22 protein-coding genes and 1 pseudogene are annotated in these 22,264 nt (G+C 73.6%); 6 read left to right on the top strand and 17 right to left on the bottom strand.

Features of this window, described 5'->3' with window-relative positions; genetic code table 11:
• Positions 1 to 45: 45 nt before the first annotated feature.
• Together ACGF3I_RS08255 and ACGF3I_RS08260 are read right to left on the bottom strand one after the other, a co-directional pair.
• Positions 46 to 1,284, bottom strand: a complete 1,239-nt coding sequence (locus ACGF3I_RS08255; RefSeq protein ID WP_393129820.1) for an MBL fold metallo-hydrolase — start codon at positions 1,282 to 1,284, stop codon at positions 46 to 48.
• Between the two features lie 163 nt (positions 1,285 to 1,447).
• A complete protein-coding gene (locus tag ACGF3I_RS08260; RefSeq protein ID WP_393129821.1) occupies positions 1,448 to 2,665 on the bottom strand; it encodes an aminotransferase class I/II-fold pyridoxal phosphate-dependent enzyme in 1,218 nt (405 codons plus the stop codon).
• A gap of 527 nt (positions 2,666 to 3,192) precedes the next feature.
• Here ACGF3I_RS08260 and ACGF3I_RS08265 point away from each other — a divergent pair.
• A complete protein-coding gene (locus ACGF3I_RS08265; protein ID WP_393129822.1) occupies positions 3,193 to 4,662 on the top strand; it encodes a bifunctional phosphatase PAP2/diacylglycerol kinase family protein in 1,470 nt (489 codons plus the stop codon).
• A 256-nt stretch (positions 4,663 to 4,918) separates the two neighbouring features.
• Here ACGF3I_RS08265 and ACGF3I_RS08270 read toward each other — a convergent pair whose 3' ends face one another.
• The 9 genes and pseudogenes from ACGF3I_RS08270 to ACGF3I_RS08310 form a co-directional block, all read right to left on the bottom strand.
• On the bottom strand, positions 4,919 to 5,386 hold the full coding sequence (locus tag ACGF3I_RS08270; protein WP_393129823.1) for a gas vesicle protein K: 468 nt from the start codon (positions 5,384 to 5,386) through the stop codon (positions 4,919 to 4,921).
• A 140-nt stretch (positions 5,387 to 5,526) separates the two neighbouring features.
• Positions 5,527 to 5,718 (bottom strand): annotated as a pseudogene (locus tag ACGF3I_RS08275) (gas vesicle protein); the annotation flags it as partial.
• Entirely contained in the window at positions 5,715 to 6,626 is a 912-nt protein-coding gene (locus ACGF3I_RS08280; protein WP_393129824.1) for a GvpL/GvpF family gas vesicle protein, read from the bottom strand. The pseudogene ACGF3I_RS08275 and the gene ACGF3I_RS08280, both read right to left, overlap by 4 nt.
• On the bottom strand, positions 6,623 to 7,009 hold the full coding sequence (locus tag ACGF3I_RS08285; RefSeq protein WP_393129825.1) for a gas vesicle protein: 387 nt from the start codon (positions 7,007 to 7,009) through the stop codon (positions 6,623 to 6,625). Before ACGF3I_RS08285 ends, ACGF3I_RS08280 begins: the two co-directional genes overlap by 4 nt.
• Positions 7,009 to 7,263 (bottom strand): gas vesicle protein GvpG, encoded by a 255-nt coding sequence (locus tag ACGF3I_RS08290; protein WP_393129826.1) that lies wholly within the window; start codon positions 7,261 to 7,263, stop codon positions 7,009 to 7,011. Before ACGF3I_RS08290 ends, ACGF3I_RS08285 begins: the two co-directional genes overlap by 1 nt.
• 4 nt (positions 7,264 to 7,267) lie before the next feature.
• Positions 7,268 to 7,984, bottom strand: a complete 717-nt coding sequence (locus ACGF3I_RS08295; RefSeq protein ID WP_393129827.1) for a GvpL/GvpF family gas vesicle protein — start codon at positions 7,982 to 7,984, stop codon at positions 7,268 to 7,270.
• A complete protein-coding gene (locus tag ACGF3I_RS08300) occupies positions 7,981 to 8,403 on the bottom strand; it encodes a gas vesicle structural protein GvpA (protein ID WP_393129828.1) in 423 nt (140 codons plus the stop codon). Before ACGF3I_RS08300 ends, ACGF3I_RS08295 begins: the two co-directional genes overlap by 4 nt.
• Before the next feature lie 322 nt (positions 8,404 to 8,725).
• A complete protein-coding gene (locus ACGF3I_RS08305) occupies positions 8,726 to 9,115 on the bottom strand; it encodes a gas vesicle protein (RefSeq protein ID WP_393129829.1) in 390 nt (129 codons plus the stop codon).
• Between the two features lie 326 nt (positions 9,116 to 9,441).
• Entirely contained in the window at positions 9,442 to 9,849 is a 408-nt protein-coding gene (locus tag ACGF3I_RS08310) for a phage holin family protein (protein WP_393129830.1), read from the bottom strand.
• A 203-nt stretch (positions 9,850 to 10,052) separates the two neighbouring features.
• On the opposite strand from ACGF3I_RS08310, the gene ACGF3I_RS08315 reads away from it, so the two are divergent.
• Positions 10,053 to 10,886 carry a methyltransferase domain-containing protein gene (locus ACGF3I_RS08315; protein ID WP_393129831.1) on the top strand — a complete coding sequence of 278 codons (834 nt, stop codon included), beginning with the start codon at positions 10,053 to 10,055 and terminating at the stop codon, positions 10,884 to 10,886.
• A 448-nt stretch (positions 10,887 to 11,334) separates the two neighbouring features.
• Positions 11,335 to 11,688: a VOC family protein gene (locus ACGF3I_RS08320; protein WP_393129832.1), complete on the top strand. Its 354-nt coding sequence runs from the start codon at positions 11,335 to 11,337 to the stop codon at positions 11,686 to 11,688.
• A gap of 250 nt (positions 11,689 to 11,938) precedes the next feature.
• On the opposite strand, the gene ACGF3I_RS08325 is transcribed toward ACGF3I_RS08320, so the two are convergent.
• Positions 11,939 to 13,906: a DUF5107 domain-containing protein gene (locus tag ACGF3I_RS08325; protein ID WP_393129833.1), complete on the bottom strand. Its 1,968-nt coding sequence runs from the start codon at positions 13,904 to 13,906 to the stop codon at positions 11,939 to 11,941.
• 255 nt (positions 13,907 to 14,161) lie between these two features.
• Here ACGF3I_RS08325 and ACGF3I_RS08330 point away from each other — a divergent pair, with 255 nt between their 5' ends.
• A complete protein-coding gene (locus ACGF3I_RS08330) occupies positions 14,162 to 14,503 on the top strand; it encodes a DUF6204 family protein (protein WP_393129834.1) in 342 nt (113 codons plus the stop codon).
• On the opposite strand, the gene ACGF3I_RS08335 is transcribed toward ACGF3I_RS08330, so the two are convergent.
• Both ACGF3I_RS08335 and ACGF3I_RS08340 read right to left on the bottom strand, forming a co-directional pair.
• Complete coding sequence (locus tag ACGF3I_RS08335; protein WP_393129835.1) at positions 14,500 to 15,060, bottom strand: GNAT family N-acetyltransferase; 561 nt, start codon at positions 15,058 to 15,060, stop codon at positions 14,500 to 14,502. The genes ACGF3I_RS08330 and ACGF3I_RS08335 overlap by 4 nt on opposite strands.
• A gap of 51 nt (positions 15,061 to 15,111) precedes the next feature.
• On the bottom strand, positions 15,112 to 15,354 hold the full coding sequence (locus ACGF3I_RS08340) for a LapA family protein (RefSeq protein ID WP_393129836.1): 243 nt from the start codon (positions 15,352 to 15,354) through the stop codon (positions 15,112 to 15,114).
• A 176-nt stretch (positions 15,355 to 15,530) separates the two neighbouring features.
• On the opposite strand from ACGF3I_RS08340, the gene ACGF3I_RS08345 reads away from it, so the two are divergent.
• Positions 15,531 to 16,262 carry a GntR family transcriptional regulator gene (locus tag ACGF3I_RS08345; protein WP_393129837.1) on the top strand — a complete coding sequence of 244 codons (732 nt, stop codon included), beginning with the start codon at positions 15,531 to 15,533 and terminating at the stop codon, positions 16,260 to 16,262.
• A 52-nt stretch (positions 16,263 to 16,314) separates the two neighbouring features.
• Positions 16,315 to 17,418 carry an adenosine deaminase gene (locus tag ACGF3I_RS08350; RefSeq protein ID WP_393129838.1) on the top strand — a complete coding sequence of 368 codons (1,104 nt, stop codon included), beginning with the start codon at positions 16,315 to 16,317 and terminating at the stop codon, positions 17,416 to 17,418.
• Here the strand turns inward: ACGF3I_RS08350 and ACGF3I_RS08355 are convergent.
• The 3 genes from ACGF3I_RS08355 to ACGF3I_RS08365 form a co-directional block, all read right to left on the bottom strand.
• Positions 17,399 to 19,183: a CocE/NonD family hydrolase gene (locus tag ACGF3I_RS08355; RefSeq protein WP_393129839.1), complete on the bottom strand. Its 1,785-nt coding sequence runs from the start codon at positions 19,181 to 19,183 to the stop codon at positions 17,399 to 17,401. The genes ACGF3I_RS08350 and ACGF3I_RS08355 overlap by 20 nt on opposite strands.
• Positions 19,184 to 19,326: 143 nt before the next feature.
• Positions 19,327 to 20,262: an LD-carboxypeptidase gene (locus tag ACGF3I_RS08360; RefSeq protein ID WP_393129840.1), complete on the bottom strand. Its 936-nt coding sequence runs from the start codon at positions 20,260 to 20,262 to the stop codon at positions 19,327 to 19,329.
• Positions 20,259 to 22,238, bottom strand: coding sequence for a prolyl oligopeptidase family serine peptidase (locus ACGF3I_RS08365; protein WP_393129841.1), 1,980 nt, complete (start codon positions 22,236 to 22,238; stop codon positions 20,259 to 20,261). The genes ACGF3I_RS08360 and ACGF3I_RS08365 overlap by 4 nt, the downstream gene beginning before the upstream one ends.
• Between the last annotated feature and the right edge of the window lie 26 nt (positions 22,239 to 22,264).

The raw sequence follows: 22,264 nt of genomic DNA on the forward strand, positions 1-22,264 counted from the left end.
ACGCCAGAGCAGGGGTGACGGTCCGGACTGCCGGGCGGGGGCGGGCTACGCCGGAGCAGGAGGGATAACTGCGGAGCCACCGACTGCCTCCGCAACCTCCTCCTTGACGGGGCCCGCATCCGCCTCCCCGGGCTCCGCCGTCAGTACCCGGGAGCCCCCGACCGGCAGGTCCCACAGGTCTTCGCGCGGATGGCCGGCTCGTGTCCAGGCGGCCCGGACCCGGGTCAGCGGCTCCAGGACCGGTTCGGCGGACAGGACGAAGGACGCCCAGTGCATCGGTGCCATCCGCAGCGCGCCCAGGTCCGCGAAGGCCTGCACCGCTTCCTCCGGGTCGGTGTGCACGTCCTGGAGCCACCAGCGCGGGGCGTACGCGCCGATGGGGAGCAGCGCGAGGTCGAGGCCGGGGAAGCGGCGGCCGATCTCCTTGAACCAGTGCCCGTACCCGGTGTCCCCCGCGAAGTAGACCTTGCGCCGGTGCCGGTCGCTCAGGACCCAGCCGCCCCACAGGGATCGGCATGTGTCGGTGAGTCCGCGCTTGGACCAGTGGTGGGCCGGGACGAAGTCGAAGCGGACGCCCTGGTGTTCGGCGGCCTCCCACCAGTCGAGTTCCGTGACCTGGTGAAAGCGCCGGCGTCTGAACCAGCTGCCGAGACCGGCCGGGACGAAGAGCGGGGTGTCGCGCGGGAGCCGTTTGAGCGTGGGGGCGTCGAGGTGGTCGTAGTGGTTGTGGCTGATGACGACGGCGTCGACCGGTGGCAGGTCCTCCCAGCGCACCCCGACGGGTGTGATCCGGGGCGGGATCCCGAGGATGCGCCGTGACCACACGGGGTCGGTCAGGACGGTGAGTCCGCCGATGCGCACGACCCAACTGGCGTGCCCGGCCCAGGTCACGGCCACCGTGTCGGGGCCGGCCTCGGGCAGCGGGCCCGGCGCGAACGGCAGGTCCGGGATCGCGCGCAGCCCCTCGGCACGGGGCCGGATGGCGCCCTCGCGGGCCAGGCGCGCCATCGCCCGTACGCCGGGGAGCGGGGCGGTGAGCCGACCGGCGAAGGAGCGGGGCCAGCGGCGCAGCTCTCCGAGGGGGCGCGGTGTCGGGGGCGGGGGCGTTGCCCCGTCCGGGGCGGGGGTCGCGACATCCTGCTCGACATCGCCCCGATGATCCGTCTGTTGCGCCTCATCCGGCGGGTCGGTCTGATCGGCACGATCCGTGTGCTGCGCCTGATCCGGCGGGTCGGGCTGTTCGGCACGATCCGTCTGGGCGGTGTTGTCCGTCTGATCCGTCATCGAGGCAGCTCCGTTCGGTGGCGTCGCACGGGGCGGTGGAAGGGGCGGCGGTGGGTCGGGGGTGCCAGGGGCGGCGGTGTCCTGCGGGGGGGTGAGGGGGCTAGGGGGCGAGGGGCGGGTCGGGGTGGTGAGCGCGGCTCGGGTCACGTCACGTCAGGTCAGGTCAAGCGAGGTCGGCGAGTACGGAGGAGAAATGACTCAACGCCGCGCTCACATGCGGTAGTTGGAGGGGATCGGCCGCTTCGAGAGCGTCCAGGCGCTGGGCCTCGGTCGCACCGAGCAGGGGGCCGGTGGCGAGACGTACGCGCAGGGCGCCGAGTTCGTCGCCGAAGCGGTGGCCGCCGGGGGCGGGGGCGGCGAGACGGGCCGTCAGGTACTCCTCCAGTTCCATGGAGTCGGTGACCCCGAGCTCGGCGAGGCGGGCGCGGAAGGGGCCGAGGTCGGCGTACAGGTGGCGGCCGGCCTGTGGGGGCCTGGCCAGGGCGCCGGCGTCGAGCACGGCCTGATGGGCGGCGGCTGCGAGGCGGGCGTGCAGGGTCGCGGCCCTGCGGGCCCGTTCGACGACGGGGGCCGGTTCGGCGAGGGCGAGGGTGGCCGCGGCGGCGACGGGGGCGGCGACGACCGCACCGATGGCCGTGAGGACGTCGAGGGTACGGGCCCTGTGTCGGGCGTCCGCCGTGGTGCCGGGGAAGCGGGCGACGGCGGCCGGCCAGCCCGGCGGCGTGAGGGCGCCTCCCAGGTCGGCGAGGACGGTCACGTCGTCGGGGCACATCTCGGCGGGGCTGATGGGGAGCGACTCGTGCGGGTGGTGCACGGTGTCGCGCCAGGTCTCGTCGCTGATGATGTGCAGGCCCTCGGCGACGGCCGCCTCGCAGGCTTCCCGTACGGTCTCGGGCGGCGCCACCGTCGCGGTCGGGTCGTCGGCCACGCAGAGCAGCAGCAGCCGGGGCCTGCCGCCCTCGGCCCGGACCCGGCGGACGGTTTCGAGCAGGGCATAGGGGTCGGGCACGCCGCCGCACTCGGCCGGGGTCGGCACGTGGTAGGCGGCCCTGCCGAGCAGTCGGGCCTGCGGGGTCCACCAGGCAGGGCAGGGCCTCGGCATCAGGACGTCACCGTCGTACGCGCCGAACAGGGCGATGAGCAGGGCCTGGGCGCCCGGGGCGGCGACCACCCGCTCCGGCGTCGTCGCCAGCCCGCGTCGCAGCCAGTAGCCGCAGGCCGCCTCGCGCAGCGCGGAGCCGCCGCCGGGCGGTTCGGGTTCGGCGTGCCGGGCGGCGGAGGCGAGCGCCGCGGCGAGTGCCGGGAGTACGGGGAGGCCGGGTCCGGGCGCGGGCGGGCCATAGCGGACCGGGCCGCGCCCCTCGGCTGCCGTCCCCTGCATCGCACACCCTCCTCGGGCCCCGCTCGGCCCATGGAACCCGTCCGGCCCTCGGGCCCCGTCCGGCCCGTGAGTCCCGCTCGGTCCGTGAAGTTTCCGGGTGCGGTTCGCCGTTCACAGCCATGCCGATGTCGGCCCGGCCGCGCCCGTCACGGCCGCGCCATCCACCACCTCGCACCGCACCCTTCACAGCCTTTATACGGAGGTTTGTCCGGAGCCGCGCCTTGTACGGGTGCTGAGGGTGGGTCATCGGGTGCGTCGGGCGTGCCACGGGGAGCGGTGCCGGGCGCGGCGCTTCGCCCGGGTACGCCGCGCGGTGCCGGATGCGCCGCTTCGCTCGGGTGCGGCAAGTGGTGCCGGTCTCGGTGCTGGGTGCACCGCTTCGCTCGGGTGCGGCGCGGGGACGGCGCCACGCGGTGCCGGGCATCACAGGTCGGCCCCGTGGAGTGCGCAGGGGGAAGCCGGGAAGGAGGGCAGGTGGGGACGGGCGGCGCCGGTTGGGTCCGGGGGCGCCCGGGTACCCGCGTGCCATGAAGTCCTCCTCTTGGTACAAGCGTCTCGGCGCCCGCGACCGGGCGCTTTTCACGTTCGCGGCGCGGCGCGACTGGCCGGCCGCCGAAGCCGTGCTGCCGCGGCTGAGCCGGTCCGCCAATCACGGTGTCCTGTGGTTCGCGACGGCCGCCGCCATGAACGCGACCCGCTCGCCCCGGGTGCGCCGCGCGGCCCTGCGCGGTGTCGCCTCGCTCGCGCTCGCCTCGCTGACCGTGAACACCGTGGGCAAGCGCTCGGTGCGCCGGGCCCGTCCGATGCTCGATGTGGTGCCGCTGGTACGCCAGTTGAAGCGCAGCCCCATCACCACGTCCTTCCCGTCCGGGCACGCCGCGTCGGCCGCGGCGTTCGTGACCGGGGTCGCCCTGGAGTCTCCGGGCTGGGGCGCGGCCCTCGCGCCGGTGGGGTTCTCGGTGGCCGCCTCCCGGGTGTACACGGGCGTGCACTACCCGGGCGACGTGGCGGCGGGGGCGCTGCTCGGCGTGGGCGCCGCCCTCGCGATACGCGGGCTGGTGCCGACGCGGGCCCAACTGCCGCCGCCCGGACGCCCGCACGCCGAGGCGCCCGCGCTGCCCGCCGGCCGGGACCTGGTGGTCGTCGCCAACCGCGCCTCGGGAACGGCCCTCGCCACGGCCGCCCTCATTCGCGAGGCGCTGCCGCTCGCCGAGGTCGTCGAGTGCGAACCCGACGACCTGCCGACGGCCATGGAGAAGGCCGCCGGACGCGGCCGGGTGCTCGGGGTGTGCGGTGGCGACGGAACCGTCAACCTGGCCGCGACGGTCGCGGCCAGGACCGGTGTACCGCTCGCGGTGTTCCCGGGCGGCACCCTCAACCACTTCGCCCTCGACCTCGGCATCGAAGAGGTCCAGGACACCTGCCGTGCGGTGGTGGCGGGGGACGCGGTGCGGGTCGACCTCGGCCGGTTCCGGCCCGGTCCCGGCGGCTCGGACGCCGGGTACTTCCTCAACACGTTCAGCCTCGGCGTCTATCCCGAGCTGGTGCGAGTGCGCGAACGCTGGTCACCGCGGATCGGCGGCTGGGCCGCGGGAATCCTCGGATCCTTCGAGGTGCTGCGCGGCGAGCGCCCGCTGCCCGCCGACCCCGGCGGCAGCCGCCCCGCGCTGTGGCTCCTGTTCGCGGGCAACTGCGTGTACCAGCGACTGGGCCCGGCCCCCGCGCGCCGCTTCGATCTGGCGGACGGCCTGCTGGACGTGCGCGCCGTACGGGGCGGCCGGCTGCCGGGCCTCCGGCTGCTCGCCGCCGCTCTGGCGGGCCCCCTGCACCGCTCCCCCGTCCACGCCACGCGCAGGATGGCGTCGTTGAGGATCGGGGGCCTCGCCAAGGGCACCTCCCTCGCCTACGACGGTGAAGTGGCCGCCGCTCCAAGGGAGTTGCTGCTCGACAAGGTGCCGGAGGCGCTGACCGTCTACCGGCCGCAGTCCCGCTTCTGACGACCCCGCCCCGGCGGACCCGGTCGTTCACGCCCCGGGGGCACTTTGTCCCTGTTCGCACCCCGGAGGCCCTCTTGAGGTGGCTCATGACGCCGGTCCGCAGGGGCTCTTGACGCCGGTTCGAGGTGGCTCATGACGCCGGCCGGGGTGCTCGGCGGGGGGCGTCGCGTACGTCGGCGCGCCTGCCGAGCACCCCGGCCGGGCCGGGAGTCGGGGTCGGGGTCGGGGAGCGGGAGTCGGGAGGGGTTGCGTCGACTCAGGCAGGGTCCCTGGGGAGCAGGGGGCCCAGTGGGCCGAGGTCGATGTTGAGGTCTTCCGGGCGCAGACCGAACTTCGACCTCAGCTCGCCCATCCGGTCCTCCAGAAGCATCAGGGTGAGCCCGATCCGCTCCTCCTGGTCCTCGGTGAGGTCGCCGGTTTCGACGCGGCGCAACGCCTGGCGCTCCATGAGCTGCCGCAGCAGTTCGACGACGGTCAGGACGAGCCGGGCCAGGTCGCGCTCGACCGTGTCCGGGTCGAGGTCGACCCGGCGCCGGGGCGCTTCCCCGCGTGCCGGACCTCGCTCGTCGTTGAGCCGGTCGTCCTCGGTCCGGTCGTGGTCGAGCCGGTCGCCGTGGGGCCGGCCATCGCCGAGCGGGTCATCGTTGAGCAGGCCGTCGTTCAGGACGCTGTCGCTCAGCACCCCGCCGTTGCGCAGACTGTCGTTCAGCAGGTCGTCGATCATGCCCTCTCCCCCGCGCCGAGACTGTCACGGCCGTCGAAGCCACCGAGGCCGGCGAAGCCGTCACCACCGTCGATGCCATCGCGCCCGTGCTCGTGCTCGCGCTCGTGCCGATGTCCGTGCTCGTGCTCGAACTCGTCGAAGTCCTGGAAGGGGGACGGCACTTCGGAGCTGACCGAGCTGATGAGCGCGTTGAGGTCGATGCGTACGAGGTCCACGTCCGCGATGCGCAGCGTCAGGTCGCCGGTGATGACCACGCCGCCGGCGAGCAGCCGGTCAAGCAGGTCGACCAGGGCGATCTCGCGCTGGGCGAGCGCTTCGCCGCTCTCGTTCACGCTCGCTCCCGGCCCTGAGGGCCGGCCCCCGGCCGCGCCCCGGGGCCGGCACCGGCACCGGCACCGGCCGCACGGTCCGCGCCGTCCGCCGTGCCCTCCGGCGCACCGCCGGACCGGTCCTCGGATTCGTCGTCGGGTCCGCCGGCGAAGGAGTACGGCGCCCAGGGGCCGGTCAGCTCCACGCGCACGCCGTCACCCTGCTGAGAGCGCTCTCGGACGGCGGCCACGAACGCGTCGCTCTGCGCACGCGGAACGAGATAGGCGGCGTTGAGAACGTTCTCACCGGACGTGCCGGACAGCCGGGCGCTCTGCGGCTGGTGCAGCCGTCCCGCCTCGGCCCGCTCGCACAGCTCGGCGTGCAGGGCGCGCGACAGGGTGCCCGCCCGGCGCCAGGAGTCGTCACGGGACTGCCGCTGGCCGAGCTTCCGGCGCAGGTAGTCCCGTCCGCTGGCGGAAGCCGACCCGGCGCTGGGTGCGGCCGGTTCGGGGCTCGGCGGCGCCGTCGGCTCGGCGTACACCTTGACGCCCCATTCGATGCGCCCGTCCAGACGCTCGATGGCGGCGGCGAAGCGGGCGCGTCCCGAGTCGAGGATCCTGCGCACCCCGGCCTCGTCGCGGCACACCGTGGCGAGACGCAGCGGCACCGGGCAGGTCACCTCGGCCAGCGCGGCGATCACCGACTCATGGACACGGGCGGTCGCGGCGAGCCAATCCAGGTCTTCCAGGTGGGCGCGGAGCGGGATGGCGTTGAAGTCCTTCGCGGGCACGCGGCTCACCGCGGCGCACAGGCCCTCGTGCTCGATCAGCGCGGGCGGTTCTCCGTCGAGCCCGCGCACCGATGCGGGGAGGCCGGCGGTGAGTGGCCGGGTCACCGCGTACACGTACAGGAGGTCGTGGTCGTGCGTCACCGGTCCTCCCCGTCCTTGCTCTCCTCGGCGGTCACGGCCTCGCGCCGGGCCGCCGGGGTGGCCTCCTCGGCGGCGCGTGAGGCCTCAAGGGCGGCCACGCGCGCCTTCAACTCGTCGTTCTCGCGCGCCAGTTCACGTCGGCGGGCACCGGTGGACAGGGAGGGGTCGTCCTCCCACCAGTCGATGCCCATCTCCTTCGCCTTGTCGATCGACGCGACGACGAGCCGCAGTTTGATCGTGAGGAGTTCGATGTCGAGCAGGTTGATGCGGATGTCCCCGGCGATGACGATCCCCTTGTCGAGGACGCGTTCGAGAATGTCGGCGAGGTTCGCCCCGCCTCCGTCGGGCTGGTAGGCGTCGGGAAATCGTGCCGGGGTGGCCATTAGTTCCTCCGGGGATCGGCGGCGGCGCGGGTGGGGTGTTCAAGCCGGTCGAGGAGCTCGTCCTCACGGCGGTCGAACTCGGCCTCGTCGATCTCACCATTCGTCAGTTTCTCTTCGAGCACGGCGAGTTCACGGCGGATGGTCGCCGGGTCGTAGTACTGCCGCTCCGCCTCCGCGGCGACCTGCCCGAGCACCCAGAAGGTGCCTCGGACAGGCGCCGCGGGAAGCAGCAGCAGCTCACTGAGGAGGCCCATGGGGTCATCCCGTGAAGCTGTAGGGAGGCAGCGGGCCGTGGACCTGGACGACGAGGTGCGGGGCACGCTCGCGCAGGGCGTCCACTGCGGCGATGAACCGGTCGGTGTGCTCACGCGGCACGAGGTACGAGACGTTCGCGAGCCATCCGGTGGACTGCGGCCCGGGGCTGCGCTCCTGGGCCTCGCCGTCGAGAGCGCTCTCGACCAGGGCGGCGTCCGTCGCCTCGCGCTGCTGCACGGCGGCGGCGATGCGCTCACCGAGGCGCAGCTTGTCCTCATAGCTGCCGCCGCCGGCCTTCCGGTTGGCTTCGCTCATCGCACGCAACTCGGCGTTGTCCGCCAGGACTTGATGAAGAACGGCCTCTTCGTCGTGCGTCGCCTTCACGTTGTACTCGACCTTGCCGTCGAGTGCCTCCAGGCGCTCCAGATAGCGCTCCTCGTGCTCGGCGAGCACGGCGCGCACGGCCTCGTCGTCGGTCGAGACCCCGCCGAACCGCATCGGCAGGACGGCTCCGCCCGCGCCCGCCTCGGCGAGCACGTTCTGGTGGGCGAGCAGGTCGCGGCGCTTGGGCCTGAGCTCTTCGGGGGCGTCACTGACCAGCGCCACGAGTTCGCCGTGCTCGACGGTGCGAACCGGGCAGGGCGGGTCGCCGATGCCGCCCATGCTCTCGGGCAGCCGGCCATGGCCGCGCCGGGCGATGCCGTATACGTACGTGGTCATTCCTGCTCCTCCTTACGGCGCGAGGTGGTGCGCCGGGACCTCGGCCTCGGCTCGGGCTCACCGTCGTCGCGCGCCTCCTTGAAGGCGTCCGAGATGGTCTGCGCGGCGCCTGAGAGCGCTCCCTTGGTCTTGCCGCGGGCGCCGGACTCGGTCATGTCGCCGACCAGGTCGGGCAGTCCGGGATTGCGGTGCGGACCCGCTTCCAGGTCGAGGCGGTTGCACGCCTCGGCGAAGCGCAGATAGGTGTCGACGCTGGCGACGACGACCCGTATGTCGATCTTGAGGATCTCGATGCCGACGAGGGAGACACGTACGAACGCGTCGATTACCAGGCCTCGGTCGAGAACGAGTTCCAGGACGTCGTAGAGGCCACTGGTGCCGCCACTGCCGCCGCCTTGTTGTGCCGGGACAACCGTCATGGCGTCCGGCCCTCCTTGTCTGTCGTCCTTCTTGCTTCGGACCGTCTTTCCGGTGGTGCTGGTGATGCTCGTAGTTCTGGTGGTGCGGGTAGTTCTGGTGGTGCCGGACCCCGCCGGCTTGTTGCTCCGCAGACGGGGCGTGTGAGGAGTGAGTCGGGGTGAGCCGTGTCAGGTGCGGGTCGCGCCAGGCGTAGAGCGCATCAGGTGCGACGTCCATCAGGTGCGATGCGCGTCTGGTGCGATGCGCGCCTGGTGATGGATGCGTCAGGCGCTGTGTGCTCCTCGCGGCACCGGGGCGTTCGGCACTCGACTGCTTCGGGGCTCAGTTGCCCTTGTCCGCGCGGCCGCGTTCGTAGCGCCGCAGCCTGCGGTAGCCGGTGAGTTCACCCCGCGGGTCGAGTTCGACCTCGTAGGAGGCGAGCAGACTCATGGTGTCCGGAACCCGGGACAGTTCGAGGACCTCGATCCTCAACTGCCAACCGTCCTCGGTGCGTTCGAAGGACGAGACGGATTCGGCCCTCATGCCGATCAGCTCGGAGAGCTGGGCTCGGGCGCCCCGCAGTACCTCCATCGCGCTCGGAAGGCCGTCGTCGTCACTGGCTTTCGAAGCGCTGGCTTTCGTGGCGCCTGCCTTGGAGGCACTGGTCTTCGTAGCCGTCCTGGCCGTCTTTCTGGGCGGTGTCTTCGGTGAGTTCTCGTCTGTGTCCGCCATGTCACCTCCCGGGGTTGCTCCTTCGGGTAGCCGCGACTCGCCAGCTCAAACCCCCTGAACCTCAACCCCCTGGGGGGAGCATCACCCGACGTAGTGCCGACGTAGTGCGGTCCGGGCATGCGTCCGCGCCCGGCGGCGGGCGGGCGGCTCGGTCGCATCGGCTGCGGGCCGCACGCCGCCGGGCGCGGACGTTGGGGAGTGAGATGGTTCACGCGTCCCGGTTGTTACGTGGGTCGCGTGCCCGTGTGTGACGCGTGCTCGTGTGGGTCGCGTGGTCACGCGTGTGGCGTGGTCACGCGTGTGGCGTGGTCACGCGTGTGGCGTGGTCACGTGTGTCGCGTGGTGGGGGCGCGGCGCGGTGGTTCGGGGGCGTTCGGGGGGATCGTGGGCGGGATCACCGGGGCGCCGGGCGGCACGCCGGGCTCCAGGGGTGCGGGCGGCCGGTCGGGAGGCGCGCCGCGGCTGTCGCGGGCGCTGCGGCTCAGCAGCACGGCGGCGGCGAGCAGCAGAACGGCCACGATCAGCGCCGCGGCCCAGTAGGGCAGCGCCATACCGAGGGCGAGGAGCAGGAACGCGGTGAGCGCGGCGCCTCCGTACAGTCCGGCCGCACCGGCTCCCGCGTACATGCGCGCGGCTCGGCGCTGTTTCTTGGTCTGTTCGCGCAGCTCGTCCCTGATGGCGTCCCGGACGACCTGGGAGAGCTGCTCCGGCAGGTTCGGCAGGTTCGTTTCCATGGCGGCCGAGTACCCGTCAGGGCCGCACACAGTCCCCCGGGGACTCTGAGGCACCTTGGCCGATTGTCCGCATAGCAAGACAGGCATCTCACGATACGGCCGACCGGCTTAAAGTGGGCTCATCAGCAGGGCAGTTCACCAGCGGCCTCGCCCGGCTCTTGGTGTGCCGCTCGCCGTCGAGTTCTCGGAGAGGAAGTCCGCTCATGTCACAGGAGACGCCCCCGGCCACGCCGGGCGAGACCGCCGTCTACACCCACGGCCACCACGAGTCGGTCCTGCGCTCGCACACCTGGCGCACCGCCGCCAACTCCGCGGCCTACCTGGTCGGCGAGCTGAAGCCGCACATGCGGATCCTGGACATCGGCTGCGGCCCGGGCACCATTTCCGCCGATCTGGCCGCCCTGGTGCCGGACGGGCACGTGACGGCGGTGGACCACGCGCCCGGCATCGTCGACCAGGCCCGGGCCCATGCCGCTGGGCGCGGGCTGGACAACATGTCGTTCGCGGTGGCCGATGTGCACGCGCTGGACTTCCCCGACGACACGTTCTGCGTCGTCCACGCCCATCAGGTGCTCCAACACGTCGGTGATCCGGTGCGCGCGCTGCGCGAGATGCGCCGGGTCACCAAGCCGGGCGGCATCGTCGCCGTGCGCGACAGCGACTACGGCGCGTTCACCTGGTTCCCCGCTTCACCGGTCCTGGACGAGTGGCTGGACCTGTACCACCGCGTGGCACAGGCCAACGGGGGTGAGCCGGACGCGGGCCGACGCCTCAAGTCCTGGGCGCAGCAAGCCGGTTACTCCGACATCACGGCCTCCGCCAGCACGTGGTGCTTCGCCTCCGACGAGGAACGGGCGTGGTGGGGCGGCCTGTGGGCGGACCGTACCGTGGGCTCCTCCTACGCGGAGCTGGCGGTGGCCGGCGGGCACGCGACCCGGGCCGAGCTGGCTGCCGTCGCTGAAGCGTGGCGGGAGTGGAGTCGTCGGGACGACGGGTGGTTCTTGGTGCCGCACGGCGAGATCCTGTGCCGGGTGTGAGGGCTGCGCCGCGTAGGGGGTTGCCTCGCGTTGGGGTTGCCTCGCGTAGGGGCTGCGCCGCGTAGGGGCTGCGCCGCGTGAGAGTTGCGCTACTTGAGGGTTGCGCGTCGTGGGGGTCCACCGCGCAATCGGCGAGCGGGCCGGAGCCGGCGGGAGGGCCGAGCCGGGCCGGCCCGCGCGGCTTCGGGAGCGCTCTCACCTCGGGGCCGCCAGGGATGCCGCTCTGGGCCTGGCCGCGCCGAGAGCGCTCTCACGGCTGGCCCCGCCCGGAGCCCCGCCGGTCCGCGAAATGCCGAGAGCGCTCTCACCCAGCCTGCCCCCAGGACCACCCCCAGCCGGCTCCGCGTCGAGAGCGCTCTCACTCTCCCCCCTCCCCGGCTCGGCGCGCCCCGCCCAAGGCGCCCGGTTCCACTGCCGTCGACGATCTCCCCCAACTAGGCTTCGCGGCATGGAGATTCTAGGGACCACGCTGCGCATCTGCGTCGACGACCTGGACAGCGCGATCGTCTTCTACGAGCGCGTCACCGGCAGCCAGGCGCTCCGTTTCGAACGGGGCGGCGTGTCCGTCGCCGCGGTCGGCGCCTTCTTGCTCATGAGCGGGCCCGAGGCGGAGCTCGACGTACTGCGCAAGGTCGCGGCGACCGTGGCCGTCCGGGACGTCGACGACGCCCACACCACGCTCACCGCGGCCGGGGCACGCGTCATCGCCGGGCCGGTTCCGACGCCGGTGGGCCGCAATCTGATCGCGGTCCACCCCGACGGCTCGGTCTTCGAGTACGTCGACCGCAAGCCGGCGTACTGAGCGGCGTACTCAGCGGCGGACCGAGCGGCGGACTTCCGATCGGTCTGCCCGCGTAGTGGCCGGGCCCGGCCGAGCCGCAGTCGAATCCCCATATCGGCACCGGCAGCGGGCCAGACACCCCCGCCGGAGTCCGGAGCCGCCAGGCCGAGGCCCCGCCACGCCGAGGCCCCGCCAGGGCCGAACTCCGGACTCCGGGCCCCGAGGCCCCGCCGGGGCAGGGCTCCGAACTCCGGCCTCCCGCGGGGCGGGGTTACTCCTCGGGGCGCATCCGGTACTGGTAGCGGTCCGGGAGCGGGTCGTCGGTGAGGCGGGCCCACACCTCGTTGAGGGTTTCGGCGCCTTCGCGCAGGTCGGCCACCTCGAAGCCGGCGTCGAAGAGGGCGCGCGCACCGGCCACGTCGCCCTCCGCGAGCAGGAGCTGGGCCTCGATGAGGCGGAAGCGGCCGCGGTCGCGCACGGCGGGGCGCAGCCGGTTCCAGACCGCGCGGGCGTCGGCCGGGCGGCCGGCCGCGAGCAGGGCTTCGATGGCCTCGCGGCCGAGCGCGGCGTCGGCCGCCGTCCATGCCGCGCCGTCCCTGCGCTCCTGGCAGAAGTCGTCGTACGCCTCGGCATAGCGGTCGGCGGCGCGGCTCGGGTGCCCGGACAGCTGGTCGGCGACCGCGAGGCAGCGCAGCAGCGGCCAGCGGGACGGGGCGAGCGGCAGGCCGCGCTCCCAGCTGCGTACGGCCTGGGCGCGGTCGCCGGCGTGCCACTGGGCGACGCCCAGGTGGTACTCGGTGAGCGGACGGGCCGGCGCCGTCTCCAGCATGTCCCGCCAGTGCGCGGCGACCAGGGTCGGACCCGGCGGCGCCACCTTGCGCGGCTCGGGGAGGACGCCGGTGTGCAGCAACTCGGCCCAGGGCCGCTGTTCCTGAGTGAGCGTCAGTTCGGGGAAGGGGGTGCCGGGCAGTTTCATGCCCGTACGCAGGACCTCGAGGGCGCCCCAGCCGGAGCCGGTGGCGAGGTGCTCGCCCGGCTCGGTGTCGGCGAACGGGCGCCAGGCGCGGTACGCCTGCTCCACGGTGGCGCGCGGCAGGGCCTGCTCCAGTCTGTTCTCGGCCTCGGCGCGGGCGGCCGGCCAGTCGGCGCCGTGCACCACGGCCGGTTCGGCACTGAGCGGGCCGTAGGCCTCCAGCCAGGAGAACTCGGCGCCCGCTTCGAGCGGCACGTGTTCCAGCTGGGTGCGGGCCAGGCCGGCCTGTATCTCGGCGTATCCGGTGGTGCCGGGCTCGGTCAGCCACTCCTGCCAGCGCCGGCCGCCGCGGCCCGATCCCCACAGGAACAGCTTGCGGCCGCGCAGGGCGTCGGTGGAGGTCTGGACGAGGCCGTGCCCGCCGCCGTCGAGCGAGGCGACCCAGCGGCGGGCCCCGTCGGGGACCTCGTAGAAGTAGTCGGCCGGGTAGGTGCTGCGCTGCGGGTAGGTGCGGTCGACGCCGTCCCAGACGGGGACGGGCACGCGGCGCAGGGTGCGCTCGTATCCGAAGTGCCAGGCCTCGTCGGCGGGGGCGAGGACGCGGGTGTCCGCGTCCTCCTCGACCGCGATGTTGGACCACCAGTAGACGGGCGCCGTCCGCTCGTGCGGATTGCGCACGCGTACGCCCACGTACAGGAAGTCGGAGTCGTCGGGGAGCCAGAGGTCGACCTGGAAGGGCAGGTCGCGCAGCCGCTCCCACTCCCACAGGCGGACCATCTCGCCGCCGTCGGGCGCGGCCACCAGGGCGGCGTGGATGGGGGCGCAGGACAGGGTGGTGTGGCCGGTGGCGCCGATGTTCCATTCGATGCCGCCGGAGAACCAGGCGCCGTTGAGCGCGAAGTCGGCGGGCTGGAACACCGGGTTGGTGTAAAGGAGTTCACGGCCGGTGGGCTTGTGGAACAGCGAGTGGACCCGGCCGCCGAGGCCCGGCAGGACGGTGGCGCGCAGCCGGTCGTTCTCGATCACGATGGTGTCGAGCTCGACCTCGGCGCGTTCGCGTCCGTAGCCGTCCATGACCTGGACGGGCAGCAGCGTCTCCAGCGGCTCGTAGCCGATCTGGCGGGCCATGTCGCGCGGGAGGCCTTCCTTGGACCGCTCGTCGAGCCGGTGCAGTTCGTCGCGCGGGCGCAGCGCGGGCAGCGGGTTCGCCTCGCCCAACGGAGCGCCGGGCAGGGTCAGTACGGCACGTCGCACGGTCGTGGCCAAGGCAACCTCACTCCCTCGTACGGGGCTTCGGCGGCTCTTTCGGCCGATCCCCCGATGACCATGGAACACCGCGCCACCGACAACGGCCAGGGGCTGCCCGGGTCAGGATTGCGCAAAGGCGCCCGCAAAGGGACCGGCGGCGGAGGGAGCGGGCCGTCGTGCCGCACCGCGCCCCGGTATATCGATCGACACGTTCCGCCGCGTGGGGGACGATCTGTGCGCAACGGACGAGCGGTACGGGAAGGACAGCGGGACATGAGCGAGCAGCACACCTACCGGGTGATCGTGCGCGGTGTGTGGGACGGTCTGAGCGAGGATTCGCGCGCGCGACTGCTCGCCGAGGTCGAGGACCACGGCCTGACCGCGATGGCCTTCACGCCGGAGGGCTCGCTCACCTACGACCGCGCGCTGAAGCACTTCTCGTGGCGCTTCACGGTGGTCTCGGACGCCGCCGACGGCGAGGAGATGGCCGCCGCCATCGCCGAGGACCGGGCCGAGACGGCGCTCGCCGCGCTCGGCCACGGTTTCCGCGATCTGCGCTGCACGGTGACGGACCTCGACACCATGAAGATCAACCACAAGGGCGGGCGGCGCTAGCGGGCTCCGGCCGCGCGGTCCGTCATCTCCTTCGTCAGGGCCCAGCGCTCGTGGTCGCGCCACGCGCCGTCGATGAAGAGGAAGTCCGGCGAGTACCCCTCCAGGCGGAAGCCCGCGCGGCGCACCAGCTTGAGCGAGGCCTCGTTCGCGGGCTGGATGTTGGCCTCCAGACGGTGCAGCCCGAGCGTGGTGAAGGCGTGGCGCGTCACGAGCGCGAGGCCTTCCGTCATCAGGCCCCGCCCGGCGGCCGGGGCGAAGGCGCCGTAGCCGAGGGCGCCGCTCAGGAAGGCGCCCTCCACCACGTTGTTGATGTTGATGAACCCGGCGATGGCGCCCCCGTCCCGCTCGCACACCAGGAAGCCGTGCCGGGCGGGGTCGGTGAGCAGCCGGCCGGCATAGGCCGCGTATGCCTCGGGGCCGGTGGGCGGGGCGAGCCAGGGGCCGTGCAGGGCGCGGCTCGACGCGGCGAGGGTGGTGAACTCCTCGGCGTCCCCGGGCGTGAAGTGGCGTATGCCCACCCGGGGGCCCTCGGCCAGGAAGGGGTGCTGGGTTCGCATCGGGGCAGCCTAGTCAGGCGCCGTCCGGTGCTCGCCGCGTGGGTGCGGGCCTCATCTGCCGCGTCGTCTCATCAGGTAGCCGCCGCAGCACAGCCCGATGAGGAACACCGCGAGCAGCGCGAGGTAGAGCGGCATGGAGACCTCGGGGATCAGCAGCCGGATCTTGACGCGGCGGGTGTTCTCGAAGATGAAGACGAGGGCCAGGACCAGCAGCGCCATCGCGGCGATCCTGCCGGGGGTGAAGAAGCCGCCCGTCCTGCTCGTCGTCGCGCTCGTGTCGTTCCTGGGGCCCATGTCCCGCCCTTTCCTCGCCGGCACCACCGCTGCTGCCTCCTCAGCCTGACCGACGGGCGGCGCCGGGGTGCGCTGCGGCGGGCCGTACGGGTGAGGTGACGGCGGCGGGCGGGCCCGCCTTGTCAGACAAGTAGACGCCGGGCATGCTGGCCTTCCGTACGTCGAGGGGCGGGTTCATGGCAGTGGGCGGACAGCAGCGCAGGCCGGTCGTGGCGCTGTACGAGCGGATCGCCGACGCGATCCACGACGGCACCTATCCCCCGGGCTCCACGCTGCCTTCCGAGCCCCGGCTCGCGGGCGAGCTCGGGGTGAGCCGCCCCGCCCTGCGCGAGGCGCTGCTGCTGCTCCAGGAGGACGGGCTGCTCTCGGTGCGGCGCGGGGTGGGCCGCACCGTGAACGCCCACCCGCCCCGGCGCGGCTTCGAGCAGCTCCAGGCGCTCGACGGGCTGCTCGGCCCGGTGCGGGTGCGGGCGCTGCTGCGCAGCCGCGAGGAGCCCACCGACTTCACCGCCCAGCATCTGCTCGCCCCGGCCGGCTGTGAGCTGCGGTTCTGGGAGTCGCTGCTGGTCGGCGCGGACCTCGCGGTGGCGCTCAGCCATGAGTGGGCGGCCCCCGAGGACGTCCTGGGGCGGCTGCACCCGGCGTTCGCCGAGGCCCTGGCCGCCGAGCCCGCCGCCGCCATGCTCACCGTCCTGATGGAGTCCTCGCGCGGGGTGCAGCTGAGCGCGCACAGCGGGGTGAGCGCGACGCTGCTGGGGCGGCGCAGGGGTGAGCAGCTGGAACGCCCGGCGGACACCCCGGCCGTCCTGATCACCCAGGTCGTCCGGGTGGAGGGCACCCCGGTGATGGCCGCCAAGCACATGCTGCCGACGGGCGCCCCGGCGCTGCCGGTGATCCAGAACGGCTAGCGGTCCGGCGGCCCGATGGCGGGCGCTCCGGCACGCTGTACACTCCCGCCTCATGCACTTGTCTGACAACCCTGCCGCCGCCGCTCCGGGCACCCCCGCCGAGTGGATCCGCCGCGCCCCCAAGGCCGTCCTGCACGACCACCTCGACGGCGGCCTGCGCCCCGCCACCATCGTCGAGCTGGCCCGCGCCTGCGGTTATGCCGCGCTGCCGACCGAGGACCCGGCCGAGCTCGCCCTCTGGTTCCGCGACGCCGCCGACTCCGGCTCCCTGGAGCGCTACCTGGAGACGTTCGCCCACACCTGCGCGGTGATGCAGACCCGTGAGGCGCTGCACCGCATCGCGGCCGAGTGCGCCGAGGACCTCGCCGCCGACGGGGTCGTCTACGCGGAGGTGCGCTACGCGCCCGAGCAGCACCTGGAGGGCGGCCTGACCCTGGACGAGGTCGTGGACGCCGTCAACGAGGGTCTGCGCGAGGGCGAGCGCCGCACCGGCGGCCGGATCACCGTGCGGGCCCTGCTCACCGGCATGCGCCACACCCGTCGCTCGCTGGAGATAGCCGAGCTCACGGTCGCCCACCGCGACCGCGGGGTGGCGGGCTTCGACATCGCGGGCGGCGAGATCGGCAACCCGCCGGCCGAGCACCTGCCCGCCTTCCAGCACCTCAAGCGCGCCAACTGCCACATCACCATCCACGCCGGCGAGGCCGTGGGCGCCGAGTCGGTGCACGAGGCGGTCCAGGTGTGCGGCGCCGAGCGCATCGGGCACGGGGTGCGGATCACCGACGACATCGCCGCCGACGGCACCCTCGGTCACCTCGCCGCGTACGTCCGGGACAACCGGATCGCGCTGGAGGTCTGCCCGACGTCGAACCTCCAGACGGGCGCGGCCCTCTCCTACGAGAAGCACCCGATCGACGAGCTGCGCCGGCTCGGCTTCACGGTGACCCTGAACACCGACAACCGCCTGGTGTCCGGCACCACCATGAGCGAGGAGTTCCAGCACATGGTGGACGCCTTCGGCTACGGACCCGAGGTCTTCGAGGAGTTCACGGTCGCCGCGGTCGAGGCGGCGTTCCTGCCGCTGCCGCAGCGCCGTCGCATCATCGACGAGGTGGTGCGCCCGGGCTACGCGGCGCTCAGTTCAACCTCCCGCTGACGACGGGCAGTTGGAGCGTCCCCGTGTCCGCGGGGGCGCTCACGACGGTGACCGGCTTGATGCCCTTGTTGCCGAGGTAGGCGTCGTCGCTCGCGGCGACGGCGAACTCGATGCGGTGCCCGGCCTCGTAGCGGTGCGCGATGCCGGGCAGGGTGACGGTGAACGGCCTGGTGACGTCGGGCACCCGTACCGGGGCGACCAGACGGCGCACCAGCGTTTTGGTTCCGTCGGGCGCCACGTCGTAGAGCTTGGCGAACAGGACGAGCTTGTCGGCCGCGTCGCCGGAGCGCTGGGTCCTCCTGGCCTCGGGCGAGGACACCTTCAGGGTGGCCTTCGCCGAGCCGACCACGTCGACGGGAGCGTTCAGCGGATCGGTGTCCCAGCCGAGGTAGGTGCCGGGGGTGTCGTACGGCGCCGGGTCGGGCAGGCCGATCGAGCCGGCCAGCGAGCTCTCCGAATGGCTCGTCGGGACGGCCCAGTTGGTGTACGTGCGGCTGCCGCTGGCCACCTTGGCGCGGTTGTCGACGAGCTTGCCGTCGCCCGAGAGGTACACCTTCTGTGAGAGCGGCGGCACCTTGGCGGCCTCGCCGTAGCCGCTCTGCCAGTCCCGGTAGTAGGCGAAGGCGGGCCCGGTGTCGGTGTGCTTCTTCTTCCCGAGGTAGCGGTCGAACCAGGCCAGGATGCGCCGGCCGGTGTAGCTGGTCTCCAAGTTGCCCTGGGCCAGGTTGAGTTCACCGGCCACCTGGCCGCCGCTGTGTCCCGACGACTGCCAGATCATCTTGGTGGCGGTGCCGTTGTCCCGCAGCCTGTTGTACGTCGCGCTCGCCTCGTTGAGGTTGAACAGGCTGTCGGTCTGGCCCTGGATGAGCAGGGTGGGTGCCTCGACGCGGTCGAGGTAGGACACCGGCGAGACGCTGCGGGCGTAGCGCAGCATCGCGGCGGTGGCGGCGGCCGGATAGCTGCCGGAGTTGAGCAGACCGATGGTGCGGCAGGCGTCGGATACGAAGTGCACACAGCCGAGGGTGCCCCAGCGGGACGGGTCGAGGTTGGGCAGGGTGATCGGCTGGCTCTCGCCGATCAGGTAGAACCCGTTGGTCCACTGCCACTTGAAGGCGCCGGGCACCTTGCGGTCGCCGGCGTTGTTGGGGTCGAGCGCGTACGACAGATCGTTCCAGGTGATCATCGGGACGAGGGCGTCGACCCGGTGGTCGACGGCGGCGGTCGCCAGCTGGACGGCGCCGCCGTAGGAGCCGCCGATCATGCCGACGCGGGGGTCGCCGGGCCGGTCGCGGGTCACGAAGTCGATGCGCGTGCCGTCGTCGGCGGCGCGGGTCCCGGCGAGGAAGTCGATGAGCCGGGAGGCGGCGCGCCCGTCGATGCCCGGGTCGTCGAGCGAGATGAGGCAGCCGGACTTGCCGAAGCCGAGCCCCGAGTAGGCGAGCGCCACGTAGCCGCGGGCCGCGAACGCCCTGGCGGTGCCGTCGGTGTTGCCGTCCGCCTTGTTCCCGCCGAAGCCGTTGGTGGTGAGCACGGCGGGCGCGGGGTGGGCCCGGTCGGCCCCGGCCGGGCGGTAGAGGTCGGCGTCGACGGCGCAGGTGCGGCCGCCGGCGGTGACCGTGAACTTCAGTGCGGTGACCGTGACTTGGGGTGTGCTCGCCCCCTGCGCGGCGGCGGGTGCGGTGGTGAGCAGGGGCAGGGCGAGCGCCGCGCCGAGGACGGCCGCGAGCGGCTTGCGGGGTCTGGGCACGGTACGGCGACGGGTCACGGCGTCCTCCACGGCGAGCGGGCCTACCGATCGGTAGGCCCGGGCGCCCTCATGCTGTGACAGGCGCGACCGCGGCGTCAACGCTTGCGGCACAAGCGGTTTGACGTCGCGTCACCCACCGGGGCCGCTCACGCCGGGCGGGCTCACGCCAGGGCGGGCACGTCCAGCGTCACGGTGCCCGCCTCCGCGTCCAGGACCGCGGGCACCCCGAGCGGCATGGTCAGGGCCGTGTCGCAGTGACCGAAGCCCAGGTTCTCCACGACGGGCACGCCGAGCGGGGCGAGGCGGTCCCGCAGCACCGGGCGCACCCGCCGGTCGTAGGGGCCGCAGTCCTTCCAGGAGCCGAGGGCGACGCCTGCCACACCGTCGAGCCAGCCCGCGCGCAGGAGTTGGGTCACGGCGCGGTCCAGGCGGTAGTCCTCCTCGCCGATGTCCTCGATGAGCAGCAGACCGCCGGCGGCACGGGGCCGGGCGTGCGGGGTGGCGAGGCCGGCGGCGAGCAGGGACAGACAGCCCCCGAGGGTGACGCCGCGGGCCCGGCCGCCCACCAGGGGGCCCGCGCCGGGCCGCCCGAGGGTCATCGCGGCCTCGGGCTCGAACAGGGTGGTGCGCAGGGACTCCTGGGCGGCGGCGTCGTCGAGGAAGGTGAGCGCGGACGTCATCGGGCCGTGCAGGGTGACCAGGCCCAGGCGCACGGCGAACGCCTCGTGCAGGGCGGTGATGTCGCTGAAGCCGATGAGCACCTTGGGCCGCGCGGCGCGCAGCGCGTTCCAGTCGAGGAGGTCGACCATGCGCTGGGCGCCGTAGCCGCCGCGGGCGCACATGACCGCGTCGACCGTCGGGTCGCACCACGCCTCCTGGAAGTCACGGGCGCGCTTGTCGTCCTCGCCGGCCAGATAGCCGAACCGCGGGTGGCGGTCGGTGACTTGTCCGGTGGCGACGGGGTCGAGGCCCCAGCCGCGCAGCACGTCGAGCCCCCGGCGCAGCCGTTCCTCGACGACCGGGCCACTGGGGGCGACGACCGCGATCCTGGCGTCGGGGCCCAGCCGGGGCGGGCGCGTCAGTGCCGCGGCGGTCACCTGGTCAGCTCCAGGCGCGGGACGTCCTCGCGTTCGATCGCGAACACCTGGGCGTACAGGGAGAGTTCGGCCTCCAGGGCGCGGATCAGGGTGTCGGCCCTGCGGAAGCCGTGGCCCTCGCCGGCGAAGGCGAGGTAGGCGTGCGGGACGCCGCGTCCGGTCATCTTCTCCAGGAACCGTTCGCACTGCACGGGCGGGCAGATCGCGTCGTCCAGGCCCTGGAGCAGCAGGAAGGGCGCGGTGACGCGGTCGGTGTGCTGGGCGGGCGAGCGGTCGCGGTAGCGGTCGGGCACCTCGGCGTACGGGCCGACGAGGGTGTCGAGGTAGCGGGATTCGAAGTCGTGGGTGACATCGGGCCAGCCGGTGAGGTCGAGGACGGGGTAGCTGATGGTGCCGCAGGCGTAGACGTCGGTGGTGGCGAGCGAGGCGGCGGTGGTCCAGCCGCCCGCGCTGCCGCCGCGGATGGCGAGGCGGCGGGGGTCGGCGAGGCCCTCGTCCGCGAGCGCGCGGGCCACCGCGGCGCAGTCCTCGACGTCGACCACGCCCCACTGGCCGCGCAGCCGGTTGCGGTAGGCGCGCCCATAGCCCGTGGAGCCGCCGTAGTCGACCTTGACGACACCGATGCCGCGGGAGGTGAAGTAGGCGGTTTCCAGGTCGAGTACGAGGGGGTTGGCGCCGGTGGGGCCGCCGTGCACCCAGACGACGTAGGGCGGCAGTTCACCGGCCGGCGCGGTGCGGTCGGGGCTGTGCGGCGGGTGGACCTGGGCGTGCACCTCGCGGCCGCCCGGCCCGGTGAAGGTGCGCAGGTGCGGTTCGGGGTAGTACGCCGGGTCCACCGCGTCCCGGTGGCCGCATCCGACCACGCGGGCGCGCCCGGTGGCGGTGTCCAGCTCGACGAGTTCGTGACCGCTGCGCGGGCTCGCGGCGACGCCGACGACGCGGCTGCCGTGGGCGGCCAGGGTCGCGGCCCACTGCGTCCACGGCCCGGCGGCGTCGACGAGTTCGCCGCTCTCGGGGTCGAGTATTCCGAGCGTGCCGGCGCCGGCGCCGTGCACGACGGCGACGAGGCCGCTCTGCAGGGGCTGGAACCAGCGCCGTCCGACCTGCCACAGGGGCCCGGCGAACTCCTCCGCGCGCGGGCAGAGCGCGACGGCCGTGCCGTCGGCGGGCTCCGCGCGGTACAGGTTCCACCAGCCGTCGCGGTCGGAGGCGAACAGGAGCCGGCCGTCGGCGCTCCAGTCGGCCTGCGCGATGGACTCCTCGGGGCCCCCGGCCACCGCGCGGGCGCCACGCAGGTCTCCGTCCTCGCCGATCTCGGCGAGGAGCAGCTCGGTGCCGTCCCACGGCATGCGGGGGTGGTCCCAGCCGATCCAGGCGGCCCTGGTGCCGTCGGGGGACAGCCGCGGTCCGGTGACGAAGCGGTGCCGCCCGTCGCTCAACTCCCGTACGGCGCCGCGGTCTTCGGCGGCGGAGCCGTCCAGGGGAACGGCTGCCACGACGCGGCGCACGTCGGTGGGTGCCTCGCCCGTGAACTCCTCCAGGACGCACCACACCTCGCCCCGGCCGAGGTCGATGCGCGGGTCGACCCAGCGCAGGCCGCCGCCGGTCGCGGAGAGCGGGGTCAGCGGGCGGGGCGCGGCGCCGCTGTCCGGCTCGTAGGCGTACAGCCGCTGGTCGGCGAAGTGGACGAAGACGATCAGCGGGGCCGCGTCGTCGCGCTCGGCGCCGTCCCAGGGACGTCCGCCGTACTCCATGACGCGGGTGCGCACGTTCCACGGCTCGGGCAGCACCTCGCGCGCCGAGCCGTCGGCGTGCCGGCGCATCAGGGCGAACCGGCCGCCCTCGGACGGGCGCGACTCCGTCCACCACAACGCGTCGCCGACGAAGCCGACGTGGTCGGCACGGCCGTCGTGGGCCGCGGCGAGCGCCGCGTCGATGGGCGACGGCCAGCTTCCGTAGGGTGCGGTGGGCACCATGGTGACAACTCCCCCTCAGGGACTGT

It is taken from the genome of Streptomyces sp. NPDC048111, assembly GCF_043202815.1.
GTDB lineage: Bacteria > Actinomycetota > Actinomycetes > Streptomycetales > Streptomycetaceae > Streptomyces.